This window comes from Microbacterium sp. MMO-10 (assembly GCF_037148715.1).
Classification (GTDB): domain Bacteria; phylum Actinomycetota; class Actinomycetes; order Actinomycetales; family Microbacteriaceae; genus Microbacterium.
Window position 1 is genome coordinate 63,227 of the sequence record NZ_JBBCSV010000003.1, and the last position, 16,684, is coordinate 79,910.

Consider the following 16,684-nt stretch of genomic DNA (forward strand, 5'->3'; position numbering starts at 1 on the left):
GTTCAGTCGCGCACCCGCACCGAAAGGCAGGTCACGCAGCCCTCGAGCTTCTCGAACTCGCTGATCGGCGTCTCGATCACGGTGAGCCCGCGGTCGCGGAACAGCTGAGCGCTCTGCGGGGCGTCCGACGACATCAGCACGGTGTCCTCGTCGAGGACGACGACGGCGGTGCCGTGCTCCTCGGGCACGGCGAGGAACTGCGGGTAGATCGAAGGGTCGTCGACGAGCGGCGGGTAGCCGATCACGGTCCCGTCGGGGAGCGCCGTGACCCCACTCTTCAGGTGCAGCACCTTGGTGACCTCGACGGGGACGACCGTCCAGCCGCGGGGCGCGAGCAGCGCGTCCATCTGGCGGATGCCCTCGGGGTTCGTGCGCAGGGTCTGCCCGACGTAGACGGTGCGGCCGACCTTGAGCACGTCGCCACCGTCGAGCGTGCCCGGTGCCTCGATCGCGGCGAAGCCGATCCCGGCCTTCTCGAGGGCCGCGCGGGTCGTGTCGATCTCGCCGCGCCGCGAGTCCGCGCCGGGGCGGGTGAGCAGGGCGAGGTCGCCGAACATGACCACGGTGTCCTCGACGAACACCCCGTCGGCGTGCGCGTCGTCGGGCTCGATGTCGATCACGTCCCAGCCGAGGGAGCGGTACACGTCGACGTACGCCTCCCACTGACGCTGCGCGAGGGCCGGATCCACCGGGACGCGCTCGAGATGGGTGAGCTCGCCCTCGGCGAGGCGGGGCGACGGGCGACGGACGAGAAGGCGCGACATCGTCCCAGCGTAGACGCCGGGGGCGGGTGCCCGCCTTCGATACACGAACGCATCTAGACTCGTCACGTATCCGGGCCCGCCCGTGCCGCCGCGTGCGCGCCGGAGGTCCGCGTGCACCGATCGAGAGGTCTGACGTGTCCACACTCGCCGTCCTGAGCCTGCGCAACCGCGCCCTCATCGCCCTCATCACGATCGTGGCCGCCGTGTTCGGCGGGCTCGCCCTGACGAACCTCAAGCAGGAGCTGATCCCGTCGATCGAGTTCCCGCAGCTCGCGATCGTCGCCAGCTACCCCGGCGCCTCGCCCGAGGTCGTCGAGCACGACGTGTCGACCCCGATCGAGACGGCGATCCAGGGCGTGCCGGGCCTGGACACCTCGACCGCGACGAGCACGACGAACTCCTCCGTGATCCAGGCGTCCTTCACCTACGGGACGAACCTGGCGACGGCCGAGCAGAAGATCAACCAGGCGATCGGCCGGATCAAGTCCCAGCTGCCCGACGGGGTGGATCCGCAGGTCATCACGGCGTCGATCGACGACTTCCCCGTGATCCAGGTCGCGGTCACCGGCTTCTCCGACGCGGAGGCGGCGCAGCAGCGCCTCACCACCACGATCATCCCGAAGATCGAGCGGCTCAAGGGCGTGAACGCGGCCTCGCTCGTCGGCGGCCAGGGCAAGCGCCTCACGATCACGCCCGACACCACCGCGCTGCTCGCGGCGGGGCTCTCCTCGAGCGCGATCAAGGACGCGCTGCAGCAGAACGGCACGCTGTTCCCGGGCGGATCCATCACCGAGGACGACAACACGCTCACGGTGCAGACCGGCGAGAAGCTCACCAGCGTCGAGCAGGTGCAGGCGATCCCGCTGATCGGCGCGACGGCGCCCGGCACCACGGTCGGATCCGTCGCGAAGGTCGAGATCGACGGGGATCCGGTCACCTCGCTCTCCCGGGTGGACGGCAAGACCGCTCTGACGATCGCGGTGACCAAGCTCCCGTCGGCGAACACGGTCGACGTGTCCAAGGCCGTCACCGCGCTCATCCCGCAGCTCAAGAAGGACCTGCCCGGCGCGACGTTCACGACCGTGTTCGATCAGGCGCCGTTCATCCAGCAGTCGATCGAGTCGCTCGCGCAGGAGGGCCTGCTGGGCCTCCTCTTCGCGGTGGTCATCATCCTCATCTTCCTGCTCTCGGTGCGCTCGACCCTGGTCACCGCGATCTCGATCCCGACCAGCGTGCTCATCACGTTCATCGGCATCCAGGCCTTCGGGTACTCGCTCAACATCCTCACGCTCGGCGCGCTCACGATCGCGATCGGCCGCGTCGTCGACGACTCGATCGTCGTGATCGAGAACATCAAGCGGCACTACGTGCAGGGCGCGGACAAGAAGACCGCGATCCTCAGCGCCGTCCGCGAGGTCGCGATGGCCGTCACCGCCTCGACGATCACCACGGTCGCGGTGTTCCTGCCGATCGCCTTCGTCGGCGACATGACGGGCGAGCTGTTCCGTCCGTTCGCGCTCACCGTGACGATCGCGATGGCGGCGTCGCTGCTCGTCGCGCTCACGATCGTGCCGGTGCTCGCCTACTGGTTCCTGCGTCCCGGCAAGCCGCTGCTCGGCCCCGACGGGCACGCGATCGACCCCGAGCACGAGGACGCCCCGCCGACCCGTCTGCAGCGCGCCTATCTCCCGATCCTGCGCTGGACCCTGCGGCACTCCTGGACCACGCTCGTGCTCGCCGTCGTGGTGCTCATCGGCACGATGGCCGCGGCTCCGCTCATGAAGGTGAACTTCCTCGGGTCGAGCGGGCAGAACACCTTCACGATGACGCAGTCCCTGGGCCAGGCGCCGAGCCTCGACGCCGAGGACAAGGCCGCGCAGAAGGTCGAGGAGGCGATCAAGGACATCCACGGCATCAAGACCGTGCAGGTCTCGATCGGCTCGAGCGGATCCGCTCTGCGGGACGCGTTCTCCGGCGGCGGATCCGGCATCACCTACTCGATCACGACGGATCCTTCGGCGAACCAGGAGACGGTGCAGGCCGACGTCCGCGCCGCCGTCAAGAAGCTCGACGGCGTGGGGGACATCACGATCGCCGCCTCGGAGGGCTTCGGATCCAGCGACATCCAGGTGAAGATCACGGCGCCGGACGACAAGACGCTCGCGACGGCGACCGACGCCCTGGTGAAGGAGCTCAAGGGCTCGTCCGGCGTGAACCAGGTCACGAGCAACCTCTCGGCCTCGCTCCCGTTCATCTCTGTGGAGGTCGACCGCGCGGCCGCCGCGCAGCACGGTCTCAGCGAGGTCGCGGTCGGCGGCATCGTCTCGCAGGCGATGCGTCCGCAGCAGATCGGATCCGTGGAGATCGACGGCTCCTCGCTCACCGTGTACCTGCAGAGCGCGAACCCGCCGAGCACGGTCGACGAGCTCAAGGCGCTGACGATCCCGAGTCGCACCGGCCTGCTCCGGCTCGACCAGATCGCGACCGTGCAGCAGAGCGAGAGCCCGGCGTCGGTCACGACCCAGCGCGGGCAGCGCACCGCGACCGTCTCGGTGTCGCCTGCGGGCAACGATCTCGCGAGCGCCTCGGCCTCGGTGTCGAAGGGGATCGCGAACGCGAAGCTCCCGGCGGGGGCCGACGCGTCGCTCGGCGGTGTGGTGACGCAGCAGCAGGACGCGTTCGGTCAGCTCGGGCTCGCGATGCTCGCGGCGATCCTCATCGTCTACATCGTGATGGTCGCGACGTTCAAGTCGCTGCGTCAGCCGATCCTGCTGCTGAGCTCGGTGCCGTTCGCGGCGACGGGCGCGATCCTGCTGCAGATCGCCACCGGCGTGCCCCTGGGCGTGGCGTCCCTCATCGGCGTTCTCATGCTCATCGGCATCGTGGTGACGAACGCGATCGTGCTCGTCGACCTGGTGAACCAGTACCGCGAGAAGGGCATGAACGCGCACGACGCCACCATCGCGGGCGGATCCCGGCGTCTGCGGCCGATCCTGATGACGGCGCTCGCGACGATCTTCGCGCTGACCCCGATGGCCCTCGGCATCACGGGCCATGGCGGCTTCATCTCGCAGCCGCTCGCGATCGTCGTGATCGGCGGCCTCGTGTCGTCGACCGTGCTGACCCTGCTCGTGCTGCCGACGCTCTACAACCTCGTCGAGGGCGCGAAGGAGCGGCGGGCCGCCCGGCGTGCGGCGAAGCGCGGAGAGGGTCCGGATGCGGCGGGCGGCTCGGGCGCCGGCGGGACGCCCGAGGCGCCGGGTGGTCCTGCGGCCGCTGCGGCCGGTGCGGCAGCGCTTCCGGGGGCGGATCCGGTGGATTCGGCGGCTGCGGAGTCCGGCGCCGTCGATGCGGCGGCCGCGGCTCCGTCGGGAGCGCAGCCTGATCCGGAACCCTCGGATCGCGGGCTCTCGGATCGCGGGCCATCGGATCTCGGGCTCTCGGATCGCGGGCCTGCGGATCTCGGGCCCTCGGATGTCGGGCCCTCGGATGTCGGGCCCGCGGATCCGGGACTCACCGGGTCGGCATCCGTCGGGGCCGAGTCTGTCGAGACGGCTTCCGAACCGTCGACGTCCACGAGCAAGCTCGCGGCGATCGCCGCTGCATATGTGGATGGCACGGACGCGCCGGCGCACCACCCGACCCGCCGTGAGCTGCGTGAGAGCGGTCAGCCGGACGGTTCATCGGGTCGATGACGGGTCATTGACGGGTATTGACCGAAGGCATCGCTGGCGGCTGAGGCGACACGCGGCGCCCTGGAGGAGACGGCCTGCGCGGGGCGTCAGGCCACCCGGCGGAACCGTTGCGGCGGCGGGTCGATGCCCCGGAAGAGATACCGCAGGGCCGGCCGCTGCGGCAGCGGGATCTGCTCGCCGTCGCGGCGATGCAGCACGAACTCCTGTTTCCCGTTCCGGGTGATCCGCCATCGTCCGTGGTGCAGGTTCATGTGGTGGAACCGGCAGAGCAGGATCCCCCGGTCGACATCGGTGTTCCCGAGGTCTCGGTGCCATTCGTCGATGTGGTGCGCTTCGCAATACGATGCGGGTGTGTCGCAGCCGGACCAGCGGCAGCCGCCGTCCCGGATGGCGAGTCCGATCCGCTGCCGTGACGTGAACAGGCGCGATTCGCGCCCGACGTCGAGCGGGTTTCCGCACGAATCCACCGTCACCGCGACCGACCCCGCTTCGCACCGTCGCCGCTCGGCGACTCCGGAGGGCGGCGCGGTCAGACCGTCCTCGGTCATGACCACCGCACCGGCGGCGCCGTCGACGTCCACGGTCTGCACGAGTCGGAGTCCGGGCTGCCTGGTGCCGAGCACCGCCTTCGCTTCGGCGAGGACCCCGGCACGGACCAGATCCAGGAACAGGTCGTACACGAGCTGGTCGTTACGACGAGGATCGGCGGTCAGTTCAGCGGCCGCGGCCTTCTCCTCGGGATCGACGAAGCGGGGCCCGCCGCGGCGTGGGCGCATGGCGGCCGCGACGATCGCGTCGAAGAACGCGCCGCCTTCGTCGTCGAAAGAGATCGACGCCCGCCTCGCGCCGTCCTGATCCGTCCAGGTCCGCAGTGCTCGCCGCTCGTACCTGGCCAGGAATCGCGCCTCGGCACCTTCAGGATCCAGGATGTCGCGGATCGCGCGAGCGGCGCCCGCCAGCTGCTCCGGCGAATCGTGTCCCGCAGCGGCGATGAGCTGCTCCGCCGCCGTCGCCCATGCCTGGCATGCGGCGTCGTCCCCGGCGCCTTCGCCTCGGCCGACGTCCGCGGCGTCTTCGCCTCGGCCGACGTCGACAGGGCCTCCCCGCGCGTCCGCAGGCGCACCTCCGGGGGCCGCGCGCGGTGCGGGCGGCTCGCCGAGCCCGCGTCGGATCGCATCGTGCTGCGCCGTCGTGATCGCACCCGACAGCACAGCCAGGCCCAGAGCGGCATGCCACGGCATGCCGCGCCCCGGCGGCGCACCCGCACAGACGGAAGCACCCTCCTCGGCTCCCCGCCCGTCGGCTCCCCGCCCGCCGACCGCCGCGTCGCCGACCGCCGCGCCGCCCGGATCCGTCCCGCGCCCCGTCTCGTCGGCGCCGAGCCGGACCGCGTCCGCCTGCGCGATCTCGCGCAGCGCCTCGCCCCCCCTCACCTGCCGGGCCGCCTCCGCCTGGGAAGACCCGGTCAGGTCCTGCACGAGCGCGATGGCGTTGCGATGACCGCGCGACTGCGCGAGCCCGCCGTGCCCGGCATCCCGGGGTGAACGCGCCGCAAGCGTTCCGGCTCCGACCGCGCGGAGCCGTTCGCTGAACCGCGCGAGCGCATCCGCGGCCGTGATCGCCCGCACGCAGTGGTCATCGTCGAGACGGTCCATCGCCGACACGAGATCCGCCGGCTCGAGCGCGTCACCGAGCAGCCCGCGCAGCAGAGCCAGCTGCGTGTCCGCCTCGGTGAAAAGTCCCATGCCTGATTCTCTCGGCCGTCACCATCGTTGCGAGAGGCGTTCGAGGATCTGTGCACAACTTCCCGATGCCGTGGCCTGTGCAGGCCGGGGTCAGCCGAGTTCGTGCTCGTGCACGGTCGTCGTGAGCGTCGTGCCGTTGAGGTCGAGGTAGAGCACCTGCTCGGTGACGGTCATGGTCACCGTGTTGCGGCGTTCCAGCAGCGGTACCGCCGAGTCGATGAACCCCGGGTCGAAGCTGTAGACCCGGATCTCGTCCGCCCGGTGGATCCGCTTGCCCTCCCACGGCGCCATGACCTTGGCCGGGTCGCGGTGGGTGTAGACGACGGTGCGCTCGGCCAGCCGGGATCCGTAGTGCAGACGCTCGGCGTCAGGTGCGCCGACCTCGATCCAGCCGGTGGTGCGCCCGGTCAGGTCGCGCACCACCACCGCGGGCTCCTCCGTGCTGGAGAGCCCCTCGCTGAACGTGATCCCCTCGGTGAACTCCAGGCCGTACGCGAGCAGCCGGGTCAGCATGTACGCGTCGGTCTCGGAGGGGTGCCGCGCGACGCGCAGCGAGTAGTCCTCGTACACGCCGCGGTCGGTGTCCGCCAGCTGCACGTCGAAGGTGTGGATCGTCGCCCCGATAGCCATAGGGGTCAACTTTACGGGGTGAGGAGGCCGCGTCCCCGTGTGGTCGCCACAGCGGAGAAGATCGCCTCGCCGATGTCAGCGGTGGTCGCCGCGGCCGCTCAGCTGGGCGAGGAGGTGATCGAGGATCGGATCCAGCACCGCGAGGCCGTCGCGCACCCCGCCGCGCGACCCGGGCAGGTTCATCACGACGGTGCGCCCGGCGACCCCGGCCACCCCGCGGGTGAGCAGGGCCATCGGGGTCGCGACGAGGCCGCGGCGGCGCAGCTCCTCCATGAGCCCCGGGATCTCCCGGTCGAGCAGGGCGGCGGTCGCCTCGGGGGTGCGGTCGTCGGGGGAGAGCCCGGTGCCTCCCGTCGTGAGCAGCAGGTCCGGAGCGCCGGCGAGCGCGGTGGCGAGGGCTTCCGCGATGCCGGCGTCGGCGACGACGACCGGGTCGCCGACCGCGAACCCGCGCTCGGCCAGCCATGCGCGGATGACGGGCCCGGTCTCGTCGGCATAGACGCCCGCCGAGGCGCGGGTCGACGCCACGAGCACGGTCGCGGATCGGGCGGACGCGGGCGCTTCGGTCATTCCGCGGTCCAGTCGCCGCTCTTGCCGCCGGACTTCGCGAGCACGCGGATGTCGCCGATCACGGCGTGCTTGTCGACGGCCTTGATCATGTCGTAGAGGGTGAGCGCGGCCACGCTCGCGGCCGTGAGCGCCTCCATCTCGACCCCGGTGACGCCCTTCGTGACGGCGGTGGCGATGATGCGCACGCGGTCCCCTTCCGGCACGAGGTCGATCTCGACCCGGCTCAGCGGCAGCGGGTGGCAGAGCGGGATGAGGGCCGACGTCTGCTTGGCGCCCATGATCCCGGCGACGCGCGCGGTGCCGAGCGCCTCGCCCTTGGGGAGCGACCCGTCGGCGATCCGGGCGACCACCGCGGCGGTCGTCTGCAGCACGGCCTGCGCGTGCGCCTCGCGGCGGGTCACGGCCTTGTCGGTCACATCCACCATGTGCGCGGACCCATCGGCCCGCAGGTGCGTCAGCTCGCTCATCACGTCTCCATACTCGGGCACGCCCGTGCTCATGCGGATGCTCAGCCGCCGGCGAAGGGCGGCAGGATGTCGACGGTCTCGCCGAGAGTCCGGGAGTCGTCGCGGCTGACGGTGCCGTCGACGAGGAAGGATCCGGACTTCAGCACCTTCGCCATCGGGGCGCCGTAGCGCGCGAGCAGCTCGGCGCGCAGGGCGCCCACCGTCGACGCGGCATCCGGGTCGTCGAGGGTCAGTCTTTCCTGATCGCGTCCGGCGGCCTCGGCTGCTGCGGCGAAGTACCGCACGGTGATGGTGGCCATGTCCTCAATCTAACCCGTATCGCGGAAAACTGGATCCGCATCATGGAAAGTAGACCGTCCCGCGAGGAGTTCCCCGCGTACACTCGATCCTATGATCGCGCTCGTCGAGCCGGGGCCGGAACTGCCGCCCGAACACATCGTCCGGTACAGCCGCCAGCTCATGCTGCCCGGCTTCGGCGAGACGGCGCAGCGGCGCCTCCGTGCGGCCCGGGTGCTGGTGATCGGGGCGGGCGGCCTCGGCAGCGCGCTCGTCCCCGCGCTCGCCGGCAGCGGCGTCGGCACGATCGGAGTGATCGACGACGACGTCGTGGAGCTGTCCAATCTGCACCGCCAGCTCAGCCACGGCATGGACGACATCGGCCGGTCCAAGGTCGGGTCCCTCGCCGACACCGTGCGCGACATCGATCCCGGGATCCTGGTGCGCCCGTACCGCGAACGCGCGACCGCCGAGACGCTGCCAGGGATCCTCGCCGAGTACGACCTCCTCGTCGACGGCAGCGACAACTTCCCGACCCGCTACCTCGCGGACGACGCCGCGCGCCTCGCGGGCAAGCCCCTGGTGTGGGGATCCATCCTGCGCTTCCAGGGTCAGGTCGGCGTCGCCGTGCCCGAGGTCGGCTTCCGCGATCTCTTCCCCGTGCCGCCGGCCGCGGACGAGGTGCTGTCCTGCGAGCTCGGCGGCGTGCTCGCGAGCCTGTGCACCGCGATCGGATCCTTCATGGCGACCGAGGTCGTGAAGCTCGTCACGGGCATCGGCGAGCCCCTCGTCGGCCGCGTGATGTTCTACGACGCGCTCACCGCGCGCACCAGGGAGATCGGGTTCCAGCGGGCCGAGGACGCGCCGGCGGTGAGCGAGCTCGTCGACTACGAGCTGTTCTGCGGCACCGGTCCCGCGGAGGACTCCGCGGCACTGTCGGCGGCGGAGGTGCTGCGACTGCGGCGCGAGGGAGGGGTGCGGCTGCTCGACGTGCGCGAGCCGCACGAGACGCTCGTGCAGGGGATCCCCGACGCCGGCGTGCTGCCGCTCGGAGCGCTCGAGGAAGGCGCCGCGGTCCCCGCGTTCCTCGCCTCGGGCGACGGCCCGCTCGTCGTGTTCTGCGAGAAGGATCCGCGCTCGCGGCGGGCGGTGCGGGTGCTGCGCGAGCGCGGCGTCGAGGCGCACTACCTCGCGGGCGGGATCAGGGCGTTCGCCGCCGTCGGAGGCGAGACCGAGGGCCCCGGTGCAGCACCGGCGCCGAACGATCGGAAGGATTCGGAGTGAGCGAACGCGCGGTCATCAGCGATCAGCCGCTGAACGAGGAGGCCATCCGCGCGGCGGTGGGCGATGCGGCTCACGGAGCGACGGTGATGTTCTGCGGCGTCGTCCGCGACCACGACGGGGGGCAGGCGGTGCGCTCGCTCGACTATCGGGCGCACCCGGACGCAGAACGATTCCTCGCGGAGATCGTCGAGCGCGTGGGGGCGGAGACGGGGCTGCTCGTCGCGGCCGCCCACCGCGTCGGCGACCTGCGGATCGGCGACGTCGCGCTGTTCGCGGCCGCCTCCGCGGGCCACCGCAAGGAGGCGTTCGAGGCCTGCGAGCGCCTGGTCGAGGAGATCAAGCGGGGCGTGCCCATCTGGAAGCGCCAGCACTACGCGGACGGCGTCTCGGAGTGGGTCGGGCTCTGAGCCGCCGGTAGCTCTGCCCGAACTCGCCCTTGCGTCGACGCCCCCTCGGGTGGCCGACGCCCCCTAGTGGGGACGTATCGCAGCGGAGGCGTGGATCGCCGGAGGGGGCGCCGACGCAGAGAGATGTTCTCGGGCCGCGCGGCGTGGCGCCGGTCAGCCGCCGATGTAGCTCATCTCGATGCGGTGCTGGTCGGCCCGCAGCTCGGGGGTCAGGCTCGAGCGGATTTCCGAGTACCGGTCGTCGCGCACGCCCCAGATGCGGGCGAGCGTCGCGGTGAGCTCGGCATCGTCGGCGCCCCCGCGCAGCAGCGCGCGCAGGTCGTGGCCCTCGGTCGCGAACAGGCACGTGAACAGGCGCCCCTCCGTGGAGAGCCGCGCGCGGTTGCAGGTGCCGCAGAACGCGTTCGTCACCGAGGAGATCACGCCGATCTCGCCGGATCCGTCGACGTACCGCCAGCGCTTCGCGGTCTCGCCCGGGGCGGCGGGGGAGACGGGCTCGAGCGGGAAGCGCGCATCGATCGCCTGGACGATCTCGGCTGAGGGGACGACCTCGTCCAGACTCCAGCCGTTCGTCGCGCCGACGTCCATGTACTCGATGAAGCGCAGCACGTGCCCCGTGCCGCGGAAGTGCTCCGCGAGGCTCAGGATCTCGCCGTCGTTGAGCCCGCGCTTCACCACGGTGTTGAGCTTCACGGGCATGCCCGCCGCCTGCGCCGCATCGATGCCCTGCAGCACGCGCGCGACGGGGAACTCCACGTCGTTCATCCGCCGGAACAGCCCGTCGTCGAGGGAGTCGATCGAGACGGTGACCCGGTCGACGCCGGCTTCCCTGAGCGCCTCCGCCTTCACGGCCAGGGCGGATCCGTTGGTGGTCAGGGCGATCTCGGGCTTGGCCCCGTCGAGCGTGTGCAGGGCCGCGAGCCGGGCGACGAGGTCTTCGATCCCCCGGCGCAGCAGCGGCTCGCCGCCGGTGAGGCGCAGTTTGCGCACGCCGTTGGCCAGCGCGGCACGGGCGATCCGCTCGATCTCCTCGAAGCTGAGCAGTTCATGCCGTTCGAGGAATGCATAGTCGCGGCCGAACACCTCCCGCGGCATGCAATAGACGCAGCGGAAGTTGCAGCGGTCGGTCACGGAGATCCGGAGGTCGCGCAGCGGCCGATCCCGGGCGTCGAGGACGCCGGACGACGGCAGCTGCGTGGGGGACATCGGTCGCCCTCCTTCCGAGGGGCAACCGTAGCACCGGCGCGACGGTACGGGATCCGTTCGGCGTCAGCGACCGGCGGAAGCGGCGGAGCGGAGCGAGACGTCGGCCTCGTCGATGCGGAACGCGAGACGCTGACCCTGTCGCAGCCCGAGCGCGACCGCGTGCGTCGACGGGCAGTCCACGGCGATGCCGGGATGCTCGACGGTGTGCAGGCGGATCCCGCCGGGGATCGGATCCCGTTGCGCGACGCGTCCGGCCCACCGGTTCGGACCGGAGGCGACCGTCTCCAGGGCCTCGGCATCCGCGCGCACGGATCCCGGTGCGAACACGGCGCTGGCGGGCTCTCCCGCCCCGACGGCGTCGCCGTGGCCGCGCAGCACGAGCCCTCCCGACGTCCGCACCGCGCCGTCGCCGGTGCCGACCGCCTCGACGCGGTTCACGCCGGCGAGCGCGGCGACGAACTCCGAGCGCGGGTGGCCGAGCACTTCGGCCGTCGGACCCGACTGCACGATCGCGCCGTCGTGCATGACGATCGTGCGCGCGGCGAGGATGAGCGCGTCCATCGGGTCGTGCGTGACGAGCACGATCGGGATCGCGCGGCGTCCCGAGCCCCGCTCCGCGTCCGCGGCCCCGTCGTACCGACCGTCGACCGTGCCCTGCTGTGCGGCGATGAGGCGCCGCGCCTGTGCGGCCGACGGGGCGTCGAGGGCTGCGAACGGCTCGTCCAGCAGCAGGGCGTCGGGCTCGGCGGCGAGGGCCCGGGCGATCGCCGCCCGCTGCTGCTGCCCGCCGGAGAGCTCCGCGGGTCTCCGGCCTGCGAGGCCGCCGAGCCCCACCTCCTCGAGGCGCTGCTCGGCGCGGCGACGGGCCTCGACGCGTCCGACGCCCTGCGCCCGAGGGCCGAACGCCACGTTCTCCCGCACCGACAGGTGGGGGAACAGCAGGGGGCGCTGCCCGAGCAGCGCGATCCTCCGGCGTGCGGGCGGCACATGCACCGCGCGCGTCCGCGGCGAGCCCGCCGGCTCGTCCAGCACGCGTCCGGCGACCTCCACCGAGCCGTGCAGGGGCAGGATCCCGGCGATGGCGTTCAGCAGCGTCGACTTCCCGGATCCGTTGGGGCCGATCACAGCGAGGATCTCGCCCGGGAGCGCCTCGAAGGCGGCGGAGAGGGCGAACCCGCCGCGTCGGGCCTGCAGGTCGACCCTCATCGCACGGCCCCCGGGCGCCAGCCGCGCACCAGCACCAGGGCGGCGACGGCGACGAGGATGAGCATGAGTGAGAGTGCGATCGCGGTGTCCTCCTCGACGCCGGCGCCGTTGAACGCCGTGTAGATCGCGAGCGGCATCGTGCGGGTGACGCCGGCCGCGTTGCCCGCGAACAGCGCCGTCGCGCCGAACTCGCCCAGCGCCCGGGCGAAGCACAGCACGGTGCCGGCCACGAGCCCGGGCGCCGCGAGCGGCAGGGTCACCCGGCGGAACACGGTAAACCGGCCGGCGCCGAGGCCTGCGGCGACGCGCTCGTGCTCGGTGCCGATCGCGCGCAGCGCCCCCTCGATCGAGATCACGAGGAACGGCAGCGCCACGAACGCCTGCGCGATCACGACCGCGGCGGTCGTGAAGGGGATCCGGATGCCGGCGAGGGCGAGGGCGCCGCCGAGCAGGCCGTTGCGTCCGAGCAGCGCGAGCAGGGCGATACCCCCGACGAGCGGCGGCAGCACGAGGGGGAGGGTGGTCAGGGTGCGCAGCACCGCGGCGAGCCACGCGGGGCTGCGTGCCATCGCGACGGCGAGCGGCACGCCGAGGACCGCACAGATCGCCGTCGCGACGGTGGCGGTCGCGAGCGACAGCCCGAGCGCCTGCAGCGCCGCGGGGGAGGTCATGGCCGCGGGCACGGTGGCCCAGTCCAGGCGCGTCAGCAGGGCGACGAACGGCAGCACCAGCAGCAGCACGGCGACCACGGCGGGCACGAGGAGCCAGGCCGGGAGGTGCTCGCCGCGCGGACGCGGGGAGGGGATCCCGCCGAGGGCGGTCGCCGTCGTCGTCGACGAGGCGGCCACGTCGGACGGGATCCTCCCCCGCGCGCTCATTCCCCGCCGAATCCGAGGTCGGCGAGGATCTTCTGGCCCTTGTCCGAGAGCACGAACTTCTGGAAGGCCGCGGCCGCCTCCGGGTTCTTCGAGCCCTTCAGCACCGTGATCGGGTACTTGTTGATCGCCTTGTCGGCACCGGCGATCACGATGCCGTCCACGGCGGGGCCGGCGGCCTTGACGTCGGTCGTGTAGACGAGCCCGGCGTCGGCCTCCCCGGCCTTGACCTTCGCGAGGACGGCGGTCACGTTCTGCTCCTCGCTGACCGGGGTCACGGCGACGCCGGCCGCGTCGAGCAGGGTCTTGGCCGCGTTCCCGCAGGGCACGGCGGGGGCGCACAGCACGAGCTTGATCCCCGGGTCCGCGAGGGACGAGAGATCCTTCACCTTCAGCGGGTTGCCCGGGGCGACCGCGATCTGCAGCACGTTCGTGGTGAACACGGGGGCGTCTCCGGCGAGCGAGGCCTGCGTCACCTTGTCCATGTTCTTCTGGTCTGCGGAGGCGAACACGTCGACCGGCGCTCCCTCGATGATCTGGGTGGCGAGGGTGGACGACCCGTCGTAGGTGATCGGGTTCACGTGCACCTTGGGGTTCGCGGCCTCGAACTCGGTGGTGATCTGGTCGAACGCCTTGTTGAGCGAGGCCGCGGCGAACACGGTCAGCTCACCGCTCACGGCCGGTGCCGCGGTGGTCGCGGTCGGCGTGGGGGTCGACGCGGGGGCGGAGCCCGTCGAACAGGCGGTGAGGGCCAGTGCCGCGGCGAGCACGGTGGCGGCGATCGCGGGGAGGCGGAGGCGGGTCGGGTTCATTCCGGATCAGGCCCTTTCGGCTTCGATGATCATCATGGTGGCCTTGGTGACGGCGACGGCCTTGCTCCCGACCTCGAGCCCGAGCTCGACGGCGGCCTCGGCGCTCATCAGCGACACGATGCGGTGCGGGCCGCTCTGCAGCTCGACCTGCGCCATCAGCCCCTCCACGCGCACGGCGGTCACGAGGCCGACGAAGCGGTTGCGCGCGCTGCGCACCAGATCGTCGCCGGGATCCGGTTCGTTCGCGAGCGCCTTCGCGCGCTCGGCGAGCTCGGCGCCGGGCACGACCTGGTGTCCTGTGCCGTCCGTGGAGAGCGTGAGGATCCCGTCGGCGGCCCAGCGGCGCACGGTGTCATCGCTGACTCCCAGGAGGCTCGCGGCCTCGCGGATCCGAAAATGCGTCATGAGGATGACCATAGCGCCGCAGATGCGGAGGATCAAACAGATATACCGCGATGCGGAATGTGGATTCCGAAAAGTTGTGGACGGCGTGGGCGAACACTGTTACTGTCGACCCCAGCCCGAGGCCGCAACAGCCGTCTCGGGTGGGATGACAACCTAGCGGTTCGACGTACTTATCTCGAGGAAGGGCCCGAAGAGGGGCCCGACCGGAAGCCGTATCACTGCGACGACAGCAAGGAAGCTCTCCATGAACAGCACCCCTGTGCCTTCTCACAGCAGTGTGCCCTCGTCCGCCGCTGCGACGACGCCCGCCGAGTATCTCGCTCAGGCCGTCGCCCTCGCCACGGACAACGTCCGAAACGCTGGAGGTCCGTTCGGCGCCCTCGTCGTCTCGGCCGACGGCCGGGTCTTCGAGGGCGTCAACCGGGTCACCGCGAATCTCGATCCCTCGGCGCACGCCGAGGTGACCGCGATCCGCAATGCGTGCCAGCAGCTCGGCACGTTCGACCTCTCTGGCGCCACCCTCTACACGAGCTGCGAGCCGTGCCCGATGTGCCTCGCCACGTCGCTGTGGGCGCGCATCGACCGCGTCTACTTCGCGGCGAACCGCGACGACGCCGCCGATGCGGGCTTCGACGACGCGGTGTTCTACCGCTATTTCGAGGGAGGGCCCGAGGACAGGGCGATCATGCCCGTGAGCGACATCGCCCTGCCCGCTGAGGAGCGCGTCGCGCCCTTCACGGAGTGGAGCCTCACCACCACCCGCATCGAGTACTGACCCGAACCGAAGAAACCAGGAGCAGACAATGACGTCACCCACTCCCTCCCCCGACACCGAGGGCACGCCCGTCTCCTCAGGCGGCTCGCCGTTCTCCCGCACCGCGGAAGACCTGCCGCCCCTGAAGACGGGCACCAGCACCACCGTCGACGCCGAACCGAAGAACGCCTTCGACCGGTTCTTCGAGATCACCCGCCGCGGCTCGACCGTCGCCAGGGAGATCCGCGGCGGCATCGTGACCTTCGTCACGATGGCGTACATCGTGATCCTCAACCCGCTGATCCTCGGCGGCACGAAGGACGTCGCCGATCACGCGCTGCAAGCCGCGCAGATCGGCGCCGCGACCGGCCTCACCGCCGGCGTGATGACGATCCTGTTCGGCGTGATCGCCCGGCTGCCGTTCGCGCTCGCCGCGGGTCTGGGGATCAACTCCTTCCTCGCCGTGTCGGTCGTCGGCCAGGTCACGTGGCAGGAGGCCATGGGCCTCGTCGTCATCAACGGCGTGCTGATCGTGCTGTTCGGCGCCACCGGGATCCGGACCGCGATCTTCAAGGCCGTGCCGCAGGCGCTCAAGGCGGCGATCACCGTCGGCATCGGCCTGTTCATCGCCTTCATCGGCTTCGTCGACTCCGGCTTCGTGAACCGCACCCCGGCAGGACCTCCGGTGCAGCTCGGCGAGGGCGGATCGATCACCTCGGTGCCCACCCTCATCTTCCTGCTCGGCGTCGTCGTCATCGCGATCCTCGTGGCCCGCAAGGTGCCGGGCGGGATCCTGATCGGCATCGTCGCGACCACGATCATCGCGATCATCGCGCAGGCCGTGCTGCAGCTGGGTCCGTCCTTCAAGGACCCGAACGGATGGCACATGACCATCCCGCAGCTGCCCAGCACGTGGGTGACCGTCCCCGACTTCGGCCTCGTCGGCCAGTTCGACCTGTTCGGCGCCTTCGGACGCATCGGCGCGCTTTCTGCCACGATGCTCGTGTTCACCCTGGTGTTCTCGAACTTCTTCGACGCGATGGGCACCATGACGGGCCTCGCGAAGAACGCGGGCCTCGCGTACAAGGACGGCACGTTCCCGCGGCTGCGCTCCGCGTTCATCGTCGAGGGCTTCGGCGCGGTCGCCGGTGGTGCGACGTCGACCTCGTCGAACACCGTCTACGTCGACAGCGCCTCGGGCATCGGCGAGGGCGCCCGCACGGGGCTCGCCTCGCTCGTCGTGGGCGCGCTGTTCCTGCTGTCGATGTTCGTCACGCCGCTCACGCTGGTCGTGCCGATCGAGGTCGGATCCGCGGCGCTCGTCGTCGTCGGTGCGATGATGATGGCCCAGATCCGCGAGATCAAGTTCGACAAGTTCGCCGTCGCGCTGCCGGCCTTCCTCACGATCGTGACGATGCCGTTGACCTACTCGATCGCCAACGGCATCGGCGTCGGCTTCATCTCCTGGGCGCTGGTCAACGCGGCGTCCGGGCGGGCGCGCAAGGTGCACTGGCTGATGTGGGTTGTCGCCGCCGGCTTCGCGCTCTACTTCGTGCGCGGTCCGGTGGAGGCTCTGCTGCCGCACTGA

16 protein-coding genes are annotated in these 16,684 nt (G+C 71.3%); 5 read left to right on the forward strand and 11 right to left on the reverse strand.

Annotation, left to right across the window (positions count from 1 at the left end; all coding sequences use genetic code 11):
* Positions 1-2: 2 nt before the first annotated feature.
* Positions 3-764, reverse strand: a complete 762-nt coding sequence (gene ddaH, locus WFJ17_RS09100; protein ID WP_251447506.1) for a dimethylargininase — start codon at positions 762-764, stop codon at positions 3-5.
* 134 nt (positions 765-898) lie between these two features.
* Here ddaH and WFJ17_RS09105 point away from each other — a divergent pair, with 134 nt between their 5' ends.
* A complete protein-coding gene (locus WFJ17_RS09105; RefSeq protein WP_336648227.1) occupies positions 899-4,459 on the forward strand; it encodes an efflux RND transporter permease subunit in 3,561 nt (1,186 codons plus the stop codon).
* Between the two features lie 86 nt (positions 4,460-4,545).
* Here WFJ17_RS09105 and WFJ17_RS09110 read toward each other — a convergent pair whose 3' ends face one another.
* From WFJ17_RS09110 to WFJ17_RS09130, 5 genes are all read right to left on the reverse strand, one after another.
* Positions 4,546-6,204: an HNH endonuclease signature motif containing protein gene (locus WFJ17_RS09110; protein ID WP_336648228.1), complete on the reverse strand. Its 1,659-nt coding sequence runs from the start codon at positions 6,202-6,204 to the stop codon at positions 4,546-4,548.
* A gap of 90 nt (positions 6,205-6,294) precedes the next feature.
* The gene (locus WFJ17_RS09115) at positions 6,295-6,834 is read right to left on the reverse strand and encodes a YaeQ family protein (protein ID WP_251447500.1); all 540 of its coding nucleotides are present in this window, start codon (positions 6,832-6,834) and stop codon (positions 6,295-6,297) included.
* A 75-nt stretch (positions 6,835-6,909) separates the two neighbouring features.
* Positions 6,910-7,404 (reverse strand): MogA/MoaB family molybdenum cofactor biosynthesis protein, encoded by a 495-nt coding sequence (locus tag WFJ17_RS09120; protein WP_336648229.1) that lies wholly within the window; start codon positions 7,402-7,404, stop codon positions 6,910-6,912.
* Positions 7,401-7,904: a cyclic pyranopterin monophosphate synthase MoaC gene (moaC, locus tag WFJ17_RS09125; RefSeq protein WP_336648230.1), complete on the reverse strand. Its 504-nt coding sequence runs from the start codon at positions 7,902-7,904 to the stop codon at positions 7,401-7,403. The genes WFJ17_RS09120 and moaC overlap by 4 nt, the downstream gene beginning before the upstream one ends.
* An 8-nt stretch (positions 7,905-7,912) precedes the next feature.
* Positions 7,913-8,170: a MoaD/ThiS family protein gene (locus tag WFJ17_RS09130; RefSeq protein WP_251447492.1), complete on the reverse strand. Its 258-nt coding sequence runs from the start codon at positions 8,168-8,170 to the stop codon at positions 7,913-7,915.
* Positions 8,171-8,261: 91 nt separating this feature from the next.
* Between WFJ17_RS09130 and WFJ17_RS09135 the strand changes: the two genes are divergently transcribed.
* Positions 8,262-9,431: a ThiF family adenylyltransferase gene (locus WFJ17_RS09135; RefSeq protein WP_336648231.1), complete on the forward strand. Its 1,170-nt coding sequence runs from the start codon at positions 8,262-8,264 to the stop codon at positions 9,429-9,431.
* A complete protein-coding gene (locus WFJ17_RS09140) occupies positions 9,428-9,838 on the forward strand; it encodes a molybdenum cofactor biosynthesis protein MoaE (RefSeq protein ID WP_336648232.1) in 411 nt (136 codons plus the stop codon). Before WFJ17_RS09135 ends, WFJ17_RS09140 begins: the two co-directional genes overlap by 4 nt.
* Positions 9,839-9,991: 153 nt before the next feature.
* Here the strand turns inward: WFJ17_RS09140 and moaA are convergent, their stop codons facing one another.
* The 5 genes from moaA to WFJ17_RS09165 all read right to left on the reverse strand — a co-directional run bounded on the left by moaA (position 9,992) and on the right by WFJ17_RS09165 (position 14,342).
* Positions 9,992-11,044 (reverse strand): GTP 3',8-cyclase MoaA, encoded by a 1,053-nt coding sequence (gene moaA, locus WFJ17_RS09145; protein ID WP_336648233.1) that lies wholly within the window; start codon positions 11,042-11,044, stop codon positions 9,992-9,994.
* 63 nt (positions 11,045-11,107) lie between these two features.
* On the reverse strand, positions 11,108-12,250 hold the full coding sequence (locus WFJ17_RS09150; protein ID WP_251447484.1) for a sulfate/molybdate ABC transporter ATP-binding protein: 1,143 nt from the start codon (positions 12,248-12,250) through the stop codon (positions 11,108-11,110).
* A complete protein-coding gene (locus tag WFJ17_RS09155) occupies positions 12,247-13,098 on the reverse strand; it encodes an ABC transporter permease (protein ID WP_374208791.1) in 852 nt (283 codons plus the stop codon). Before WFJ17_RS09155 ends, WFJ17_RS09150 begins: the two co-directional genes overlap by 4 nt.
* A gap of 26 nt (positions 13,099-13,124) precedes the next feature.
* Complete coding sequence (modA, locus tag WFJ17_RS09160; protein ID WP_251447464.1) at positions 13,125-13,937, reverse strand: molybdate ABC transporter substrate-binding protein; 813 nt, start codon at positions 13,935-13,937, stop codon at positions 13,125-13,127.
* Between the two features lie 6 nt (positions 13,938-13,943).
* Entirely contained in the window at positions 13,944-14,342 is a 399-nt protein-coding gene (locus WFJ17_RS09165) for a TOBE domain-containing protein (protein WP_251447462.1), read from the reverse strand.
* A gap of 244 nt (positions 14,343-14,586) precedes the next feature.
* Here WFJ17_RS09165 and WFJ17_RS09170 point away from each other — a divergent pair, with 244 nt between their 5' ends.
* Both WFJ17_RS09170 and WFJ17_RS09175 read left to right on the forward strand, forming a co-directional pair.
* Entirely contained in the window at positions 14,587-15,117 is a 531-nt protein-coding gene (locus WFJ17_RS09170) for a nucleoside deaminase (protein WP_251447459.1), read from the forward strand.
* A 28-nt stretch (positions 15,118-15,145) separates the two neighbouring features.
* Entirely contained in the window at positions 15,146-16,684 is a 1,539-nt protein-coding gene (locus WFJ17_RS09175) for an NCS2 family permease (RefSeq protein WP_251447456.1), read from the forward strand.